The sequence below is a fragment of the Bacillus sp. CH140a_4T genome, from assembly GCF_008923725.1.
GTDB lineage: Bacteria > Bacillota > Bacilli > Bacillales > Bacillaceae_G > Bacillus_A.
This window is the reverse complement of record NZ_WBPF01000019.1, coordinates 257,516-275,265: the sequence shown is the minus strand read 5'-3', so window position 1 is coordinate 275,265 and position 17,750 is coordinate 257,516. Positions and strand designations below refer to the sequence as shown.

Sequence of the window (17,750 nt, the reverse complement as noted above, 5' to 3'; positions counted from 1 at the left end):
ATTATAGAAGAGGAGAGTGTCATTTGAAAAAAAGAAAGATAGTAGTTGTCATTGTAGCGTATACAGTGTTACTTGCGACGTCTATATATACATACAAGGAGCAACTAGATCATCCTATTATGAGCGATGTGGGAAAGTTGCTTCCAACGAAAATTAAACGTGTTGAAAATGCTGAGGATGAAAAATCATTAAAACAGTTAGTGAAAGATGCAAATACTTCTGGAGAGAAAATTTCCATTGCAGGTATGCAACATAGCCAAGGAGGACAGACGTATTATCCGAATGGTACGATGCTTGATATGAAAGGGTATAATAAAATATTAGAATTTGATCCGGAGAAGAAGAGGATTAGGGTGCAAAGTGGTGTTACATGGAATGACATTCAAAAGAAAATTAATCCATATGGTCTTGCAGTTCAAGTGATGCAATCTCAAAATATTTTTACTGTGGGTGGTTCATTAAGTGTAAATGTACATGGGCGTGATATTCGTCATGAAGCATTGATTGATACAGTCGAATCATTTCGACTACTAATGGCAGATGGCGCTGTACGCAATGTAAGTAGAGAAGAGAATGCCGGTTTATTTTCCTATGTCATTGGCGGTTATGGGTTATTTGGTGTCATTTTAGATGTGACCTTAAAGTTAACAGATGATGAATTATATGAAACGCACACGAGAATGATAGATTATAAAGAATACACGTCTTATTTCAAAGAAAAAGTGAAAAAAGATGAAAATGTTCGTATGCACTTAGCTCGTATTTCTGTTGCTCCCAATTCATTTTTAAAAGAGATGTATGTGACAGATTATACATTGGCACAAAATCAAAATATGAGGGAAGAGTATAGTGAATTAAAAGAAGAAAATATTATAGCTGCGCCAAAATTTTTACTCGGTTTATCACGCTATAGTGATTGGGGAAAGGATACATTTTGGGATATACAAAGAAGTTATTTTGAACGTACAGATGGAAAGTATGAGACGCGAAATAATGTTATGAGGTCAGATAGTGCCTTTATGGAATATGAAAATCCGAATAGAACAGAAGTGTTACAAGAATACTTTGTGCCTATAGATTTCTTCACGGAATACATAGATGATTTACGTAACGTATTAAGTGAAGAAGAGTTTAATTTGCTCAATATTACGATTCGTTATGTGGAAAAGAATGAAAATGCAGTTTTATCCTATGCGAAAGATGATATGTTTGCGCTGGTTCTTTTAATTAACCAGGGCCGCTCAGAGAGTGAGATAAAGAAAACAGAAGATGTCATTCAGAAAATGATTGATGTTACTTTAAAACATAATGGTAGTTATTATTTACCGTACTATTCTTATCCAACGAAGGAGCAGTTAAAGATGGCATACCCTCGTATAGAAGAATTTCTTCAGAAGAAAAAAGAGGCGGATCCAAAAGAGAGATTTGTGAATTTATTTTATAGGGAGTATACGAAATGACATATAGAAGATTTGTAGCGTCACAAAGTATTATTATGATGGCGGGAAGTATGGTATTTCCTTTTTATATTTTATTGCTTCGGAACGTGGGAAATAGCTTCTCGCAGTTTGGCTGGGCATATGGCTTATTTGCCTTAACTTCAGCTCTAGTATATCCACTAGTTGGAAGAATCTCTGATAGAGTAGGTGATAGAAAGTTATTAATTATATACGCCTGGTCTATGGCTATATTAATGCTTTGTTTCCCGATCGCCACGGAAGTCTGGCATGTATATATTCTTCAAATTGTAATGGGAGTTTTAGGTGCTGTGCAGCGTAATACCGAGAAGACGTCGTTAGCACGAAAGGTTGTGCAAGAAAATGCTGGTTATGAGATTGGAAAATATCATGTGTGGACATCGATTGGAGGAGCAGTAGCAATTATTGCAACGGGATATTTAGTAGATTTCTTTACGATTGGCACCATTTTTTATATTGCATCTATCTTATATGTAGTAAGCGGAGTTGTATTAAGTAGTAAAAAAATATAATCATCCCCATTTTTACCTGAATACCCTTTATTTGTTATACTAAAAGGGAAAATAAAAGAAAAGGGGACATTGCCTTTGATGAAATTTTTAATTTTAGCTATTCTCACTTTGTTTTTGATTCCATGGACAAGAAGCGGTAGTAAACTTCGAGCAGTGGATAAGAAAGGGGATGAGAAGGTTGTAAAGGGTAAGAAATCATCCATTTTAGTTATTCCTGTTTTATTTTGGATAGGTATTGCAATCTATGAATATCTTTGGCTAATTGATGATCGAGCGGATTCGATTCTTACTCATTATGCTGTTGCAGTAGCAGTTTTAATTGGGCTTGTTTTATTTTCACAAAATCAAATAGGGAAATTAGAAGGTACGTTAAAGGGACTTCTAATGTTTGTTTTACTCGCAAGTTACGGCTACTTTGGTTATTTACACGATATAGTAATCACGAAAAAGAAATATGATTCTGTTGTGAAGATAGAGAAAGATATTTCAGAGCCATTTACTGAAAATGATCAGCCGTTTACAGTGCCGCCAAAGACAGCAGAGAATAAGATGAAAAAAGTATTTGGGGATATTCCGAAAGTAGCTTATTTTGAGCTAGGAGAATTAACACCACAAATGGTAAATGGTGAGGCTTTATATGTAGCACCGATTGAAGTTTCAGGATTTTTTAAAGCACGTAAAGCGGAAACAATTCCAGGATATGTAACGATGTCAGGTACGAATCCCGATGCGGAAGCAAAACTGCACCTCGGCTATAAAATGAAATATGTGCCGAGCATGTTTTTTGGTAATAAATTAGAACGTGTCGTTCGAAAAGCAGAACCGGATTTAATTTTTAAAGGGAAACCTAAATTCGAAGTTGATGATAAAGGGAAACCATATTATACAATGACGTATGGTGAATTTATTTCAGGAAGATCTGGATTTGAGGTAGAGGGCGTTGTAGTAGTAGACGCACAAACAGGTGAAGTGAAAAGATACGATAAAGGAAAGGCACCTAAATTTGTTGATGGTGTATTAAATCACGAGACCGCATCTACATTAAATACGTATTTCGGTAAATATATTCACGGATTTTGGAATACAAAATTCTCACAAACGGATATGAAGATTCCGACTGAGTGGGGAACGAAAGAAGGAGTTACACCAATCTTCGGTAAGGATGGAACGCTATATTACTTTACTGATTTCACCTCTCCGAAAGAAGGAGTAGATTCTGCGTTAGGTTACTCGCTTATCGATGCGCGTACAGGTAAGTTGTATTACTATAACGGAAAAGAAGTAAAGGGAATTATGGATGGTTCAGCTGCTACAGAAGTAGTGGATAATTCCTTTAAGAGAGAGAAATGGCACGGAACAATGCCGGTTATTTATAATGTGTACGGTAAACCTTCTTGGATTGTACCTGTTATTGATGATGGAGGATTAGTACGTGCTCATACGGTTATCTATGCTTCTAATGCGAAAATATTTGCAACAGGTTCGACGCAAAAAGAAGCGCTTGAGAATTATAAAAATGCGCTGAGTGGAAGTGGGGATTCATTTAGACCGACTTCAAGTGGTAAAGAAGCACAAAAAGAAGGCGTTGTACAACGTGTATATAAAGAAAAATCAGGTGAAAATACGATTGTGTACGTACTGTTAGAGAATGAGCAAAAAGTATTTATGGTACCAGCGAAGAAATTCCCATATGCCATGTTTACAGAAGTGGGAGATCCAATTCAAATCACGTATTTAGATACAGGAGAGGCGATGTCTTCCGTATCTAAATTTGCAAATAGTAATTTGAAAAAGTAAAGCGATAGAATTTCTATCGCTTTTTTTTACGGTATGAAACAGGAAAATGCACTATACTTGACGTATGTTTATGTTGTAACTATAATTGTTACGATTCAGTAGTTATAGGAAAGGGTGAACGGAAAAAGTGAATGGAGTTAATCAAGAAATATATAAGCCTGTAAAGACAAATAGGTTATGGATGATTCTTGTACTAGGGACACTTACGGCGATTGGGCCATTATCTATTGATATGTATTTGCCTTCTTTACCGAAACTAACAGATGATCTACAAACAGGTGCATCCCTAGCGCAGCTAACATTGACAGCTTGTTTACTTGGGCTTTCAGTAGGGCAATTATTTGTCGGTTCAATTAGTGATATTTATGGAAGGCGCAAACCTCTTATTATTGCTCTTATTATTTATGTTGCTTCTTCTTTACTTTGTGCTATTGCGCCATCTATTTGGAGTTTAGTGTTATTGCGCTTCTTGCAAGGAGCTTCAGGATCGGCTGGGATTGTTATTTCACGTGCAATGGTACGTGATATGTATTCAGGTTCTGAAATGACGAAGTTTTTCTCACTGCTTATGTTAGTAAACGGAGCAGCGCCTATTTTGGCACCGATTATCGGTGGACAATTACTACAGTTCACAACATGGCGCGGTGTCTTCATCGTTCTTGGAGCAATTAGTGTATTCATGTTAATATCAGCTACTTTTGTATTACGTGAAACATTACCTCCTGAAGAAAGAGAAACAGGTGGTTTGTCAGGGACATTGGCGACGTACGGAAAACTGTTAAAGGATCGTCTGTTTATGGGATATGCATTGTCACAAGGGCTAGTAACGGCGGCAATGTTTGCATACATTTCGGGCTCGCCATTTGTGTTGCAGAACATATACGGAGCATCACCACAGCAATTTAGCTTATTCTTTGCGATTAACGGTATCGGTATTATTATTGCTAGTCAGGTTACGGGTCGTTTAGCAGGGAAAGTGAATGAGAAGACATTATTTGTTGCTGGTATTATTATCGCAGCTGTTGGTGGCCTATCTTTATTACTGACAATCGTACTAGGAATAGGTTTAATTGGTGTTTTATGTTCGTTGTTCCTTGTTGTATCAAGTGTTGGGGTTGTATCAACAACTGGTTTCTCATTAGCGATGAGAAACCAGAAACAAGCTGCAGGAACAGCATCAGCTTTATTAGGCTTATTACAGTTCATTTCAGGAGCACTTGTTGCACCGTTAGTAGGCATTGGTGGAAGCAACACCGCATTACCGATGGGCGTTGTGATCGCTCTTTGTGAAATTGGTGCTGTATTATGTTATCTATTTATGGCCAGAAGAAGTGAGAAGCAGTTTGAATTGCAACAAAGACAAAATGTAGAGGCTTAATTCATAAAAAGAGCTGATTCAAACATATTTTGAATCAGCTCTTTTTTCATTTCTTTGAAATAACACATAAAGTTTCGTAAGGTGATGCAAAAGTTATTTACATAAAGTGACGATAATGTGACAAAAATGTGGGCATGTATATTAAGGTATCGTCTTAAGTGTAAAAAGTAGGATGTTCTCGGTATAATAACAAGTGGAGATAAAAGAAACTATAATGAGTAGTAGCTGTAGATAAAAGGAGAAAAAGAGATGAAGAAGGTTTTGGGTATTGCCGTAATGGGAGGTATGCTCCTTCTAGCGGGATGTAATGGAAATAAAGATACGAAAGAACCAAAGGAAAAGGTAGAGCAATCTACTGAACAAACAGAAGAGATGAAAGTGTATCGCGAAGTACATGAAAAATACGATATGAAGATGAACAAAGAAATTAATAAAGCATTACAGTTATGGGAAGTAGCAAAAGAAAAAGGTGGTAAGGAAATAACGAATGCTAAATATAAAGAAGACGTGCAGAAGGTAACGACAGGCATGTTAGAAGATATAGATCATATACGTAAAGAAATTCGTGTACCGAAGTCGAAAGAACAAGAACATGAAATGTATGTTGGTTTCTTAAATGAAGCAGAACAAGCGATAAAAAAATTACAAAAGTTAGCTAAAGAAGAAGACTCATCGTTGATTCGTGATATAGAAATTAATTTTTCAACAGCATCAACATACTATAAGCGTTTTCAAACAGAGGCAAAAAAATAACCTTGCGTACGCGCAAGGTTATTTTTTCTTCTTACCATCTCCGTCTTCATCCTCGGATACTAATACTTTCTGTTCTTCGTGAAATTCAGAAATGGTTTGACCGGTAATATTATCAAAGGGTGTGTAAAAAGAGGTAATGCTTTTCTTTTTAATGAATAATTTGTAGAAGCCAATGATGACAAGTATAACGATTGTTAAGGGTAACCCTATAGTAGCAAGAAGTAAGGGATCCATCTTATAACTCCTTTAACAGTATTTCTTTTTATTATAAGTGAAAACTGTAATTTCGATAAATGACATTGAAAACTGATTTTTCTAAATATATCCAATTTGATTGACTTTTCATTTTTTCAGAATTATAATTCGAAATATACAATTTGAACCAAATAATAATATAGCAATTTACTTATCCAGAGAGGTAGAGGGACTGGCCCTATGACACCTCAGCAGCGGGTTCTGTAAGATGAACACCGTGCTAATTCCAGCAAGCAAGTCTTGAAAGATAAGTGATGGGCCTTCGTTTATTCAGCCTTGATCTTATTTTTTAAGATCAAGGCTTTTTGTATTTTAAGAAGTGGAAAAGTGATAGGAACAAATATGTCAATAAAACAAAGTAAATTTATTTGTTTAGGGGGTTATTGAAGTGTATGTTATTAAAAAACTATCGGTTATGGTTTTCACGCTATGGGTCATTACGACAGTAACATTTTTGATTATGCATATCATTCCTGGGGATCCATTTTCATCAGATGCAAAAATCTTTCCAGAGGAAGTAATACAAAATATGAGGGCGAAGTATCACCTCGATGAACCGTTATGGAATCAATATGTCGCTTATTTAGATGGCGTAGTTCATTTTGATTTTGGTGAATCTGTTCAATCGACGGGGCAAGGTGTATCAGAAATTATAACGACAGGATTTGGTCCGTCAGCGATTATTGGTTTACAAGCACTTATTATTTCATTATTAGTCGGAATTGCAGCAGGTACATTTGCAGCCCTATATCATGGGAAAGTAATTGATTATAGTGTGAGCTTACTTGCGATTCTCGGTATATCTATTCCAAGTTTTATTTTAGCACCATTATTTATACAAGTATTTGCTATACAGTTTGAACTGTTACCTGTAGCGTCTTGGGGCACATTCGAACATACGGTATTGCCATCCTTTGCATTAGCGTTAGGACCAATCGCAGTGATTACAAGGTTTGTTCGCTCTAATATGATTGAAGTTTTGCAGAGTGATTATATTAAGCTAGCGAGAGCGAAAGGTATCCCAATTAAGAAAATCATTATAAGACATGCTCTTCGAAATGCGATTGTGCCAGTACTTACATTTGTTGGACCGTTAATGGCTGGACTTTTAACAGGGACTTTCGTTATTGAAAAAATATTTTCCATTCCTGGTCTAGGAAAATATTTTGTAGATAGCATTTTTAACCGAGATTATCCGGTCATTATGGGAACAACGATTTTCTATAGTGCATTATTAATTTCTTGTATTTTCATTACAGATATTATTCATCGTATGGTTGATCCGCGTATTCGTTCTATTACATAAGGAGGGGGGATATTTAAATGGGAGCTTATGAAATTAATAAACAGTTATTAACGAATGAAGAGAAAAAAGAATTAACGATAAATAAAGAGCAGCAAACAATTAGCCGAAAGAAGGAAGTGTTTCGCAAGTTCATATCAAACCCTATAGCAGTTTTAGGCGCAGTGACGTTATTACTCATTATAATTTTCTCGCTAATTGGCGAAAGTTTAACGTCATTTACTGCGAGTGAACAAGTGAAAGAAGCAACTAATTTACCTCCTAGTAGCGAGCATTGGTTCGGAACCGATGATTTAGGAAGAGACATATGGGCGCGTACTTGGGCTGGTGGGAAAATCTCACTAACAGTTGGATTAGTGGCAGCGGCTCTTGATATAGGAATAGGTGTACTAATCGGTGGCTTTAGTGGATACGTGAGAGGGCGTAATCGTCTTGGAACGTTAATAGATGAATGGATTATAAGAGGGATTGAAGTGTTATATGGTATCCCATATTTATTAATTGTGATTTTACTATTGATCGTAATGAAACCAGGACTTTTTACAATTATAATCGCTCTTGCATTAACAGGGTGGATTGGCATGGCACGTCTCATTAGGGCACAAGTATTATCCTTAAAGCAAAGAGAATTTGTTATTGCAGCAGAGCGATTAGGTACATCGCATATGAAGATTATATACGGACATATCATTCCAAATTTAACAGGTATTATTATCGTAAATTTATCATTTACAATTCCAGCAGCTATTTTTTCAGAATCATTTTTAAGCTTTATCGGACTCGGAGTACAATCACCAGCAGCGAGCTGGGGAACGATGACGAACGATGCACTCGGGACATTGCTAAGCGGAGAATGGTGGCAATTATTCTTCCCAGCAATCATGATTGCACTCATTATGTTTGCATTTAATGCAATTGGTGATGGTTTGCAAGATGCAATTGATCCGAAGATTGTAAAACGAAATCGAAAGGAGAAAAAACATGGGACAGCTCTTATCTTTAGAAAACGTAACGTTAGCCGTTGAAAAAGAGAATAGTAAGCAAGCAATTGTGAAGCATGTTTCCTTTTCCATTAATGAAGGTGAAATCGTTGCACTTGTAGGAGAAAGTGGTTCAGGAAAAAGTGTTACAGCACAATCCATTGTCGGACTAAATCAAGAATCTATTCACATTGATGATGGAAGTATCTCTTTCCACTCTCAAGAATTAACGAATTTACAAGAATCAGAATGGAATCAAATTCGAGGGAAAGACATTTCGTTTATTTTTCAAGACCCTCTGTCCGCGTTAAATCCGACGATGAAAGTAGGAAGGCAAATTACAGAGGTAATTTTGCAACATGAGAAAAAATCGAAAAGAGAAGCAAAAGAAATTGCAATTAACTTATTAAATGATTTAGGGATACATGAAGCAGAGAAACGTTTTGAACAGTACCCGCATCAATTAAGCGGAGGTATGAGGCAACGTATTTGTTTAGCAATTGCATTTGCTTGTCACCCAAAGCTCGTTATTGCAGATGAGCCTACAACTGCATTAGATGTAACGATTCAAAAACAAATTATGGGGTTATTAAAAGAGCGAAAAGAAAAACAAAATACGAGTATTTTATTAATTACACATGATTTGGCGCTTGTACGTGAAGTAGCAGATCGAGTAGTTGTGATGTACGGGGGACGTGTTGTTGAAAAAGGGACGATACAAGAAGTAATAGGTTCACCGAAGCACCCGTATACGAAAAGTTTATTACAAGCTATTCCGAATATGGATGATGCTGAAAAGGTACTTAGAGCAATCGAGGGAACAACACCATCAATTGAAACATTGAACAGTTTTGGGTGCCCATTTGTAAATAGATGCCCAGTAGCAATACAAGAATGCATTCATCGTTTTCCAGAGAGAACAACATATTCTGGAGAACACAGTTCACATTGTTGGCAACATGTTCTAGAGCATAACCAAGCGAAATCAAAAGAGAAGGTGAATGCCTCATGACAACAGATTTAATTACTGTAAAGCAAGTAACGAAAACGTATGGAAGTAAAAAGAAAGAAATTGCAGCGTTAAAAGATATATCACTTTCTATCCCGAAAGGAACAACACTTGGCATTATTGGAGAAAGTGGTTCAGGGAAAACGACACTCGGTAAGCTCATAGCTGGGATCGAGAGCCCAACGTCTGGTGAAATTGATTATAACGGTCAAGTTGTTCACAAGTTGAAGTCAGCTCATAAGCGAGATTTCTTGCAGAAAGTACAGTTCATTTTTCAAGATTCAACAGCCGCATTAAATCCACGCTGGAAAGTACGCGATAGCGTAACGGAAGGATATATTTCATTCGGTTTAGGTGATAAAGGATTGAAGGATAAAGTCGCAGGTGATGCGCTAGAACGTGTTGGACTAGATAGGCGATATATTGATCGTTACCCGCACGAATTTAGCGGAGGACAACGTCAACGTATCGCTATTGCAAGGGCGTTATTATGTGAGCCCGAGGTATTAATTCTTGATGAACCAATTTCTGCATTAGATGTTTCATTGCAAATTCAAGTTGTACATTTACTGCAAAAGATTCAAAAGGAGAAAGGCTATACATATTTATTTATCGCACATGATTTGCCGATGGTTCACTATTTATGTGAAAAGGTAGCTGTCTTATATAAAGGAGAACTTGTTGAATTTGGAAATACGGACGAAGTATTCCGTAATCCACAACATTCTTATACAAAAACATTATTAGCATCAACACCAAAAATTTCGGGTTAAAGGAGAATGTAGGATGAAGAAGTTTTTACTGTTTGTCATTATGACTGTTTTAGCGATTACTTCTGTCGCTTGTGGTAAGAAAGAGACGCAAAAAGCAAGTGCTGGTAAGGGAGAAGGAGATCGATTAGTAACGAATATTGGTAGCGATCCATATACACTGGATTCCGCTATTGCAACAGATAGCACGTCAGGTTATGTAATAGGGCATTTATTCTCAAGCTTATATACGCAAGATAGTGATGGGAAATATCAAAATGAATTAGCAGAGAAAGAAGAAGTAAATGCGGATGGAACTGAATATACAATCCATTTAAAGAAAGATATTAAATGGTCAGATGGTTCTCCTATCACAGCAAATGATTTTGAATTTGCATGGAAGCGATTATTAAATCCGAAAACAGGCTCTATGAATGCGACAGAAATGTATTTCATTAAAGGTGCAGAGGCATATAATACTGGAAAAGGTGAAGAAGGCCAAGTGGGCATTCAAGTTGTTGATCCTCAAACATTAAAGGTAACACTTGAGCACCCAGTTGCTTCTATTAAACAAAAATTAGCGAGTTCATTATTTATTCCATTATCTAAAAAATCAATTGATGATAACAACAAATTAAAAACAGATCCAAAAGAGTTAATTACAAATGGACCATTCACGTTAAAAGAATGGAAGCATAACCAAGCAATTACAGTACAAAAAAATAAAGAATACTATGATAAAAAGGTAACATTAAAAGAAATTGAGTTTCGTATTATTCCAGACTCTAAAACAGCGTATCAATTGTACAAATCAAAAGAATTAGATTTATTAAGTGGCTTACCACAAGAGATGATTGAGAAAGAAAAAGGGAATAAAGAGTATAAACGTGTTGCGGGATTCTCATCTTATATTTACTCATTTAACGTAGAAAAAGAGCCATTTACAAATGCGAAAGTACGTAAAGCATTTTCATTAGCAGTTGATCGTAAGTTTATCGTTGAAAAACTGTATAAAAACAATGCGCAAGAAGCAAATGCATTCGTTCCAGAAGGAGCAAAAACACAAAGTGGTCGTGATTTCCGTAAAGAAAAAGGTGGTTACGTTAAATTTGATCCAGCAGAAGCGAAAAAATTATTAGAAGAGGGTATGAAAGAACAAGGTTGGTCTACATTACCTGAAGTAACATTAAAATTCACAACGGATACACAGCATAAAAAAGTAGCAGAAGCAATGCAGGAAATGTTTAAGAAAAACCTTGGTGTAGATATTAAATTAGAAAATAAAGAGTGGAAGAGTTACATTGATACATATAAGCAAAGTGATTTCCAATTAGCTTATATGGGATGGGGAGGTTCTTTATTAGACCCAATTACTAAACTAGATTTATATGCAGGTGATGGTCCAAACAACTATGCAAAATGGCATAATAAAGAGTTTGACGCTTTAGTAAAAGAAGCAGAAGTTGAACAAAATGAAGATAAGCGTTTTGACTTATTGCATAAAGCAGAAGATATTATGTTTACAGATTCACCATTAATTCCAATTATATTCCCTTCTGATTCTTACTTACAAAAAGGATCAGTATCAGGTCTTCAATATTATGTTGGATCGAAACCAGATTTAAGATATGCAAAAATAAAGAAGTAGGCAATCGCCTACTTCTTTATTTTATTTCTCTTTTATATTCTTTTTTCGTTCCATCAGAGAAGACAACTTCTAAATCAAATTTTTGGTAGTCTTTATCAAGTTTGAATACGTTTACTACTTGATCGATTACTTCTTGGTCAGGAGTATCTTTATCAAATTTTAATTCTTGTAGAAGTGGGCTTAATTTTGTAATAGCCTCGTCACCTGTAAACTTTGCATTTGATTTGTGGTCTTCAAGCTTTGCTTCCATTTTCTTATCAGCTGCTACATTTTTATAATCAGCCTCATAGTCTTTCTTCGTATCTTGATAGTCTGCATCTAAACTAAATTCATTGAAGTTAAGTTTTAAATCTGCAGGAGCCTCATTTTTTGCTTCTTCAGTCGTTTTCTTATCAGAAGTTGTATCTTCTTTTGCAGGAGCTTTACATCCTGTTAATACAGGCACTAGCATAAGCGCTAATAAAACTGATAGTAAAATTCTCATTATAAATTCCTCCTTATGTAAATTGGTTCTATACAAGTTTTTCCAAAAAATATGTAATTATGTATGTGTTGAAAATAAATTATTAACTTGTAGCCACAAAGCTTAATCCGCAATTTAAATCAAAAATGATTTGTATGTATATGGTAAATTAAGGTTGTGAGGAGGTACTAAAATGCATGAAGAATATAAAGAGATGATAAAAAAATCAATTAAGTATATAGAGGATCACTTACATGAGGAGCTTACAACAGACAGAGTGGCATTTCACAGTGCGGTATCGATGTACCATTTTCATCGTATTTTTCAAAGGTATATTGGGATGAGTGTAACGGATTATATTCGAAAGAGAAGGTTAACTCATGCTGCACAGGTTTTAGTGTCAACGGAGAGAGCTGTTATTGATATTGCAGTGCAATACGGTTTTTCCTCACAAGAGGCATTTACGAGAGCTTTTAAAAGAATGTTTCAATTGCCACCGAAGAAATATCGAAAGTATTTCCAGTCATTTTATATAGAAAGAGAGGGTGTTTCAATGCAAAAAGGTATACCGAAAGGGTGGGTCTTAAGTGGAAGTCATCCTGCTGAATATGAGATGGGGTTAGATTATGAAGTTGTCCATCAAGGAAAAGTATCTGCATACATAAAAGCAAAAGAGAATGTTACGCATGGAGGATTTTCAACATTAATGCAAATCTTCCGAGCCGATAAATATGTAGGTAAAAGATTACGTTTTACAGCATTTGTTAAGAGTGAGAACGTAAGAGATTGGGCAGGGTTGTGGATGCGAGTAGACGGAAACGATACAGAACCGCTCGCTATGGATAATATGCAAAATCGCCCAATTAAAAATACGAATAACTGGCAATCGTACTCGGTTGTATTAGATATAAAAGAAGGAGCGCTTGGTATTGCATTTGGTGTTTTATTATCAGGAGAAGGCTGTGTGTGGCTAGATAGTATTCGATTTGATGAAGTAGATGAAAAAATTCCTTCAACAGATTTGGCTGAAAACTTTTATGAAACACTACTAGAAGAACCGGTAAATCTGCAATTTGAAGAGATAGAAAAGTAAGGAGAAAAGATATGCTCAAATATGCGAAACTAATAAGTATTAGTTTAGTAATATCGTCTTGTATTATGGGAATTAATTATTTAATTAGCTATCTTTGGTCAGGACATATACCTTCTTTGACGTGGAGAACATATTTGATGTTTATGTTTATATTTATGATGAGTTTTGGTTCTGTGCAAAAAGAGGGCTATGAAGAAAATTGATAATCGTTTTGTTTGTCTTCTTATTATTGATACGCAAATATTTATCACTAGATTAGGGGTTATTTCCCGTAACAAAAGGTTATCATACAATAATATTTGGTGAAGTTAATGGAGAGAGGAATATTATCGTATTATTACTTATTGTACTAGTTATAAAATTGGTAGCAGGAATTACCATATGTATAAAAGGGATGGTAAAGAGAAGTAGTTCTATAATTAAAGAAGCATAAAATAAAAAGGTATCCTTCAATTGGATACCTTTTTATTTATTATTTTGCAACTTCTGTCCACTTGTAGTTAAATTCACCACCGAAGTCAGTTGTTACAAGTCCTTTAATGAAAGAGCGTTGTAAGTAAGAGCGACCTTGTTGGTATAAAGGAGCGACAGCACCGTCTTGTAATAGGATTTTTTCAGCTTGCTTCATTGCTTCAAAGCGCGCCTTTTCATCGCCAGCTAAATCTGTTTTCACTTTATGGATTAGCTCATCGTACTCTTTGTTAGAGTATTTATCGAAGTTATAAGCACTATCTGTTGTAAATAAATCTAAGAATGTAATTGGGTCAGCGAAGTCAGGGCCCCAGCCATCAATTCCGATTTCATAGTCACCACTTAATAGCAGTTTCAACTGTTGTTTACGTGGTTGTGGTTTTAGATTTACTGTTAATCCATCTAGATTCTTTTCTAGTTCACCCTTTAAATATTCCCCAGTCTTTTTAGCTAAAGCATTATCACTTGTTAATAGCTCGACTGTTACTTTGTCAGTACCGAGTTCTTGTTTCGCTTTTTTCCAGTTTTCTTTCGCTGTTTTCACATCATCTTTGACTAAGTTTCCATTTTCTTTACGGAAGTCATTGCCTTCTGGACTTTTTGCGAATTTCGCAGGAACCATTCCTTCAGCTGGAACAGCACCGTTATTTAAAATTGTTTCTACGTATGCTTTTTTATTCATTGCTCCGTTAATAGCAAGGCGTGCATGTTGATTTTTTAATGTTTCATTTTTTTGATTTAGTCGTAAGAATTGAATGCCAACTTCAGCGCGTTCTTTGAAGTTTGGATCGCCCTTATATTTATCAACAAACTCCGCAGTTAAAGCAACACGATCAATTTGTCCAGAATCATATAAGTTAACTTCTGTAGACTTATCTTTAACGACATTGAAGTTGATTTCTTCTAATTTTACAGTTTTAGCATCCCAATAGTTAGGATTCTTCTTCAATTGGAAGCTTTGCTCGTGTTTCCAGTTATCCAATGTGAAAGCACCGTTGTAAATTAAATGATTTGTTTCTAAACCATATTTATTGCCTTGAGATTTTAAGTAATCTTCATTAATTGGTAAGAATGTTGAGAATGTCGTTAAGCTTAAGAAGTAGGGAACAGGACGGTCTAGTTGTACTTCTAACGTTTTATCATCAAGAGCTTTGACCCCTAGTTGATTAATTGGCGATTGTTTTTGGTTTATTTGTTTCGCATTCTGTATATCGAAGAATAAGAATGCATATTCAGCTGCTGTATCAGGGTTTACGGCACGTTGCCAAGCGAAGACGAAGTCCTTTGCTGTAACAGGAGTACCGTTTGACCATTTTGAATCACGCAGGTGGAATGTATATTTTGTTTTATCGGGACTAATGTCAACCGACTCAGCAACACCAGGAATCGGTTTATTATCTTCTCCCATTGCATATAAACCTTCAAAAACATTTCGCATTACGTTCATGGATTCCCCATCCGTTGCTTTTGCAACATCCATTGTTGGAATTTCTGAAGCGAATGATAAATGAATTGCCTGTTTATCAGGTGCTTTATCATTTGCTTTCGCTCCGCTTGCAGTATCCTTATTTCCCCCGCAAGCAGTTAGTAATAGACTTGCCCCTAAAACAGATGCAACAACAGGTACAACTTTTTTCTTCATTGTTCGTTCCTCCCTAAATGTGTTGTTCGTAACGTCATAATGTCCGTGTCTTGAAGTGTAACTATAGAAGAAGAGAAAACCTATTATAGATATGTGCATGTAGGTAATCAGGTGTTCTATATGTATATACATGCTGAACTATAATCTATCGTTATATGTTTCAGCGTAGAAGACATTATATTTTGATGGTTAAATATTTCGTTTCTTTGATTATTTAGAATATTAACACTGGAAAGAACTATATGTCAATAATAAAAATAGATTGTTAATTTCTTGGAATAATATATTAAAAAAGCAGATTCCCTCGTGTTGGGGAACCTACTTTTAATATGTTTTTCTAAAAAAATAATCGGTGTGGGTGGGGAAACTTCGAATAAAGTGGCCTGTTATTACGCTAATTGTGGCTACCGATAAAAGCTCGATTGATGCGGGTTAATAATCAGTGGGGAGGAAGAAGATCCCACTGATTAACGTTTCACTTTATTTTTCAATTTTTGCCCACTTGAAGTTTAATTGCCCTGCAAAGTCTACTTGCACAATTCCTTTTACATAAGAACGTTCTAAATAAGATTCGCCTTTTTGGTAAAGAGGAGCGATAACAGAGTCTTTAAATAATATTTTCTCGGATGCTAGTAATGCTTCCCAGCGAGCTTTTTCATCACCGGCTAAAGTTGTTTTCACTTTTGCTATTGTTTCATCGAACTCCTTATTAGAATAATGATCTAAGTTATAAGGGTTATTCGTTGTAAATAGCTCAAGGAATGTAATTGGATCCGCAAAGTCAGGGCTCCAGCCGTCAATTCCAATTTCGTAGTCACCTTTTAATAAAAGTGAAACTTGTTGTTTACGTGGTTGCGGTTTTATTTTTACTGTTAAGCCATCTAAATTCTTTTCTAGTTGTCCTTTTAAGAATTCACCAGTTTTCTTCTCAAGGTCACCGTCACTTGTTAATAGTTCTAACGTTATTTTTTCAGATCCAAGTTCTTGTTTCGCCTTTTTCCATAATTCTTGTGCAGATTTTGTATCAACCTTTGTTAAATCACCGTTTGCAGTACGGAAGTCTGTTCCGTCAGGTCCTTTTGCGAAGTTTTTCGGCACGAGACTAGAGGTTGGTGTAGAGCCGTCATTTAATAACGTATTTACAAAGGATTTTCGATCGATCGTTTGATCGATGGCTTGGCGTGCAGAAACGTTTTGAAGTACTTTATTTTGTTGATTCATACGTAGAAACTGTACCCCTACGTTCGGCCGTTCTTTAAAGTTGGCATATTTTTTATATTTATCAACGAAGTCAGATGTTAGTTTTATACGGTCTAATTGTTTTGACTCGAATAAATTTACTTCTGTAGATTTTTCTTTTACGACGTTAAAATTGATTTCTTCCAGTTTGACAGTATCTTTATCCCAATAGGTAGGATTTTTCTTGAATTTAAAGCTTTGCTCGTGCTTCCAATCGCTTAGTGTAAAAGCTCCGTTGTACAAGATTGTATTGTCTTCTAAAGCGTACTTATAACCTTGTACTTTAAAGAATTCCTCGTTAATTGGTAGAAATGTTGGGAACGCTGTTAAGCTAATAAAGTACGGAACAGGGCGTTCTAATTCTACCTCAAACGTATGGTCATCAATTGCTTTTACACCAAGTTGATCGGCTGGAAGTTCTTTGTTGTTAATTTTTGATGCATTTTTAATATCAAAGAATAGAAATGCATATTCAGAGGCTGTTGCTGGATCAACAGCTCTTTGCCAAGCGAAGACAAAGTCTTTCGCTGTAACAGGAGTGCCGTTTGACCATTTTGAATCTCGCAGGTGGAATGTGTATTTCATTTTATCGCCACTTACTTCATGAGATTTTGCAACACCAGGGACAGGTTTGTTACCTTCACCAAGATTATACAAACCTTCAAATACGTTTCTCATTACTTGACCAGAATCAGTATCTGTAGCACGAGCTGTATCCATTGTTCGTATTTCAGTAGGGGAAGATAAGTTTAAAACCTGTTTACTAGGCGCCTCGTCTTTTGCATTTGCTCCGCTTGCTTCGTTTTTATAACTACCGCAACCAGTTAATAAAATACTTACTCCTACAACTGATGCAATACCGGGTACAAACTTCTTTTTCATTTGATTTTCCTCCTAAATAATTAAGTTTGGATGATGATGAGGGAAATGAAAAATAAAAAATCCCTCTTTTCATATTGAGAAAGAGGGATTTTTACGTA

16 protein-coding genes and 1 riboswitch are annotated in these 17,750 nt (G+C 35.7%); of the genes, 12 read left to right on the top strand and 4 right to left on the bottom strand.

The annotated features are described in order from the left end of the window. The first annotated feature begins 23 nt into the window (after window positions 1-23). From F8162_RS21590 to F8162_RS21570, 5 genes are all read left to right on the top strand, one after another. Complete coding sequence (locus F8162_RS21590) at window positions 24-1,460, top strand: FAD-binding oxidoreductase (RefSeq protein WP_151635443.1); 1,437 nt, start codon at window positions 24-26, stop codon at window positions 1,458-1,460. Beyond that, window positions 1,457-1,990, top strand: a complete 534-nt coding sequence (locus F8162_RS21585; protein WP_151635445.1) for an MFS transporter — start codon at window positions 1,457-1,459, stop codon at window positions 1,988-1,990. The genes F8162_RS21590 and F8162_RS21585 overlap by 4 nt, the downstream gene beginning before the upstream one ends. A gap of 78 nt (window positions 1,991-2,068) precedes the next feature. Next, on the top strand, window positions 2,069-3,787 hold the full coding sequence (locus F8162_RS21580; protein WP_151635807.1) for a DUF3981 domain-containing protein: 1,719 nt from the start codon (window positions 2,069-2,071) through the stop codon (window positions 3,785-3,787). A gap of 127 nt (window positions 3,788-3,914) precedes the next feature. Further along, window positions 3,915-5,165, top strand: a complete 1,251-nt coding sequence (locus tag F8162_RS21575; protein WP_151635447.1) for a multidrug effflux MFS transporter — start codon at window positions 3,915-3,917, stop codon at window positions 5,163-5,165. A gap of 249 nt (window positions 5,166-5,414) precedes the next feature. Then, a complete protein-coding gene (locus F8162_RS21570; RefSeq protein WP_151635458.1) occupies window positions 5,415-5,918 on the top strand; it encodes a hypothetical protein in 504 nt (167 codons plus the stop codon). A gap of 18 nt (window positions 5,919-5,936) precedes the next feature. Here the strand turns inward: F8162_RS21570 and F8162_RS21565 are convergent, their stop codons facing one another. Next, window positions 5,937-6,152, bottom strand: coding sequence for a DUF3951 domain-containing protein (locus tag F8162_RS21565; RefSeq protein WP_000371390.1), 216 nt, complete (start codon window positions 6,150-6,152; stop codon window positions 5,937-5,939). Window positions 6,153-6,321: 169 nt separating this feature from the next. Then, window positions 6,322-6,427, top strand: a riboswitch (SAM riboswitch). Between the two features lie 134 nt (window positions 6,428-6,561). Between F8162_RS21565 and F8162_RS21560 the strand changes: the two genes are divergently transcribed. Genes F8162_RS21560 through F8162_RS21540 form a run of 5 tightly spaced genes read left to right on the top strand, consistent with a single transcriptional unit; the run spans window position 6,562 to window position 11,862 of the window. Further along, window positions 6,562-7,479, top strand: a complete 918-nt coding sequence (locus F8162_RS21560) for an ABC transporter permease (RefSeq protein ID WP_151635460.1) — start codon at window positions 6,562-6,564, stop codon at window positions 7,477-7,479. A gap of 17 nt (window positions 7,480-7,496) precedes the next feature. Further along, on the top strand, window positions 7,497-8,501 hold the full coding sequence (locus F8162_RS21555; RefSeq protein WP_151635462.1) for an ABC transporter permease: 1,005 nt from the start codon (window positions 7,497-7,499) through the stop codon (window positions 8,499-8,501). Continuing rightward, window positions 8,458-9,468, top strand: a complete 1,011-nt coding sequence (locus tag F8162_RS21550) for an ABC transporter ATP-binding protein (RefSeq protein ID WP_151635464.1) — start codon at window positions 8,458-8,460, stop codon at window positions 9,466-9,468. Before F8162_RS21555 ends, F8162_RS21550 begins: the two co-directional genes overlap by 44 nt. Then, window positions 9,465-10,238 (top strand): ABC transporter ATP-binding protein, encoded by a 774-nt coding sequence (locus F8162_RS21545; protein ID WP_151635466.1) that lies wholly within the window; start codon window positions 9,465-9,467, stop codon window positions 10,236-10,238. The genes F8162_RS21550 and F8162_RS21545 overlap by 4 nt, the downstream gene beginning before the upstream one ends. 13 nt (window positions 10,239-10,251) lie before the next feature. After that, window positions 10,252-11,862 (top strand): peptide ABC transporter substrate-binding protein, encoded by a 1,611-nt coding sequence (locus tag F8162_RS21540; RefSeq protein WP_151635468.1) that lies wholly within the window; start codon window positions 10,252-10,254, stop codon window positions 11,860-11,862. A 16-nt stretch (window positions 11,863-11,878) separates the two neighbouring features. Here the strand turns inward: F8162_RS21540 and F8162_RS21535 are convergent, their stop codons facing one another. Beyond that, window positions 11,879-12,346, bottom strand: coding sequence for a YusW family protein (locus F8162_RS21535; RefSeq protein ID WP_151635470.1), 468 nt, complete (start codon window positions 12,344-12,346; stop codon window positions 11,879-11,881). Window positions 12,347-12,518: 172 nt separating this feature from the next. On the opposite strand from F8162_RS21535, the gene F8162_RS21530 reads away from it, so the two are divergent. Both F8162_RS21530 and F8162_RS21525 read left to right on the top strand, forming a co-directional pair. Then, the gene (locus tag F8162_RS21530) at window positions 12,519-13,418 is read left to right on the top strand and encodes a helix-turn-helix transcriptional regulator (RefSeq protein WP_151635472.1); all 900 of its coding nucleotides are present in this window, start codon (window positions 12,519-12,521) and stop codon (window positions 13,416-13,418) included. An 11-nt stretch (window positions 13,419-13,429) separates the two neighbouring features. Beyond that, a complete protein-coding gene (locus tag F8162_RS21525) occupies window positions 13,430-13,621 on the top strand; it encodes a hypothetical protein (protein WP_151635474.1) in 192 nt (63 codons plus the stop codon). Between the two features lie 269 nt (window positions 13,622-13,890). Here the strand turns inward: F8162_RS21525 and F8162_RS21515 are convergent, their stop codons facing one another. After that, window positions 13,891-15,531 (bottom strand): peptide ABC transporter substrate-binding protein, encoded by a 1,641-nt coding sequence (locus F8162_RS21515; RefSeq protein WP_151635476.1) that lies wholly within the window; start codon window positions 15,529-15,531, stop codon window positions 13,891-13,893. A 480-nt stretch (window positions 15,532-16,011) separates the two neighbouring features. Beyond that, a complete protein-coding gene (locus F8162_RS21510) occupies window positions 16,012-17,652 on the bottom strand; it encodes a peptide ABC transporter substrate-binding protein (protein ID WP_151635478.1) in 1,641 nt (546 codons plus the stop codon). Window positions 17,653-17,750: the final 98 nt, after the last annotated feature.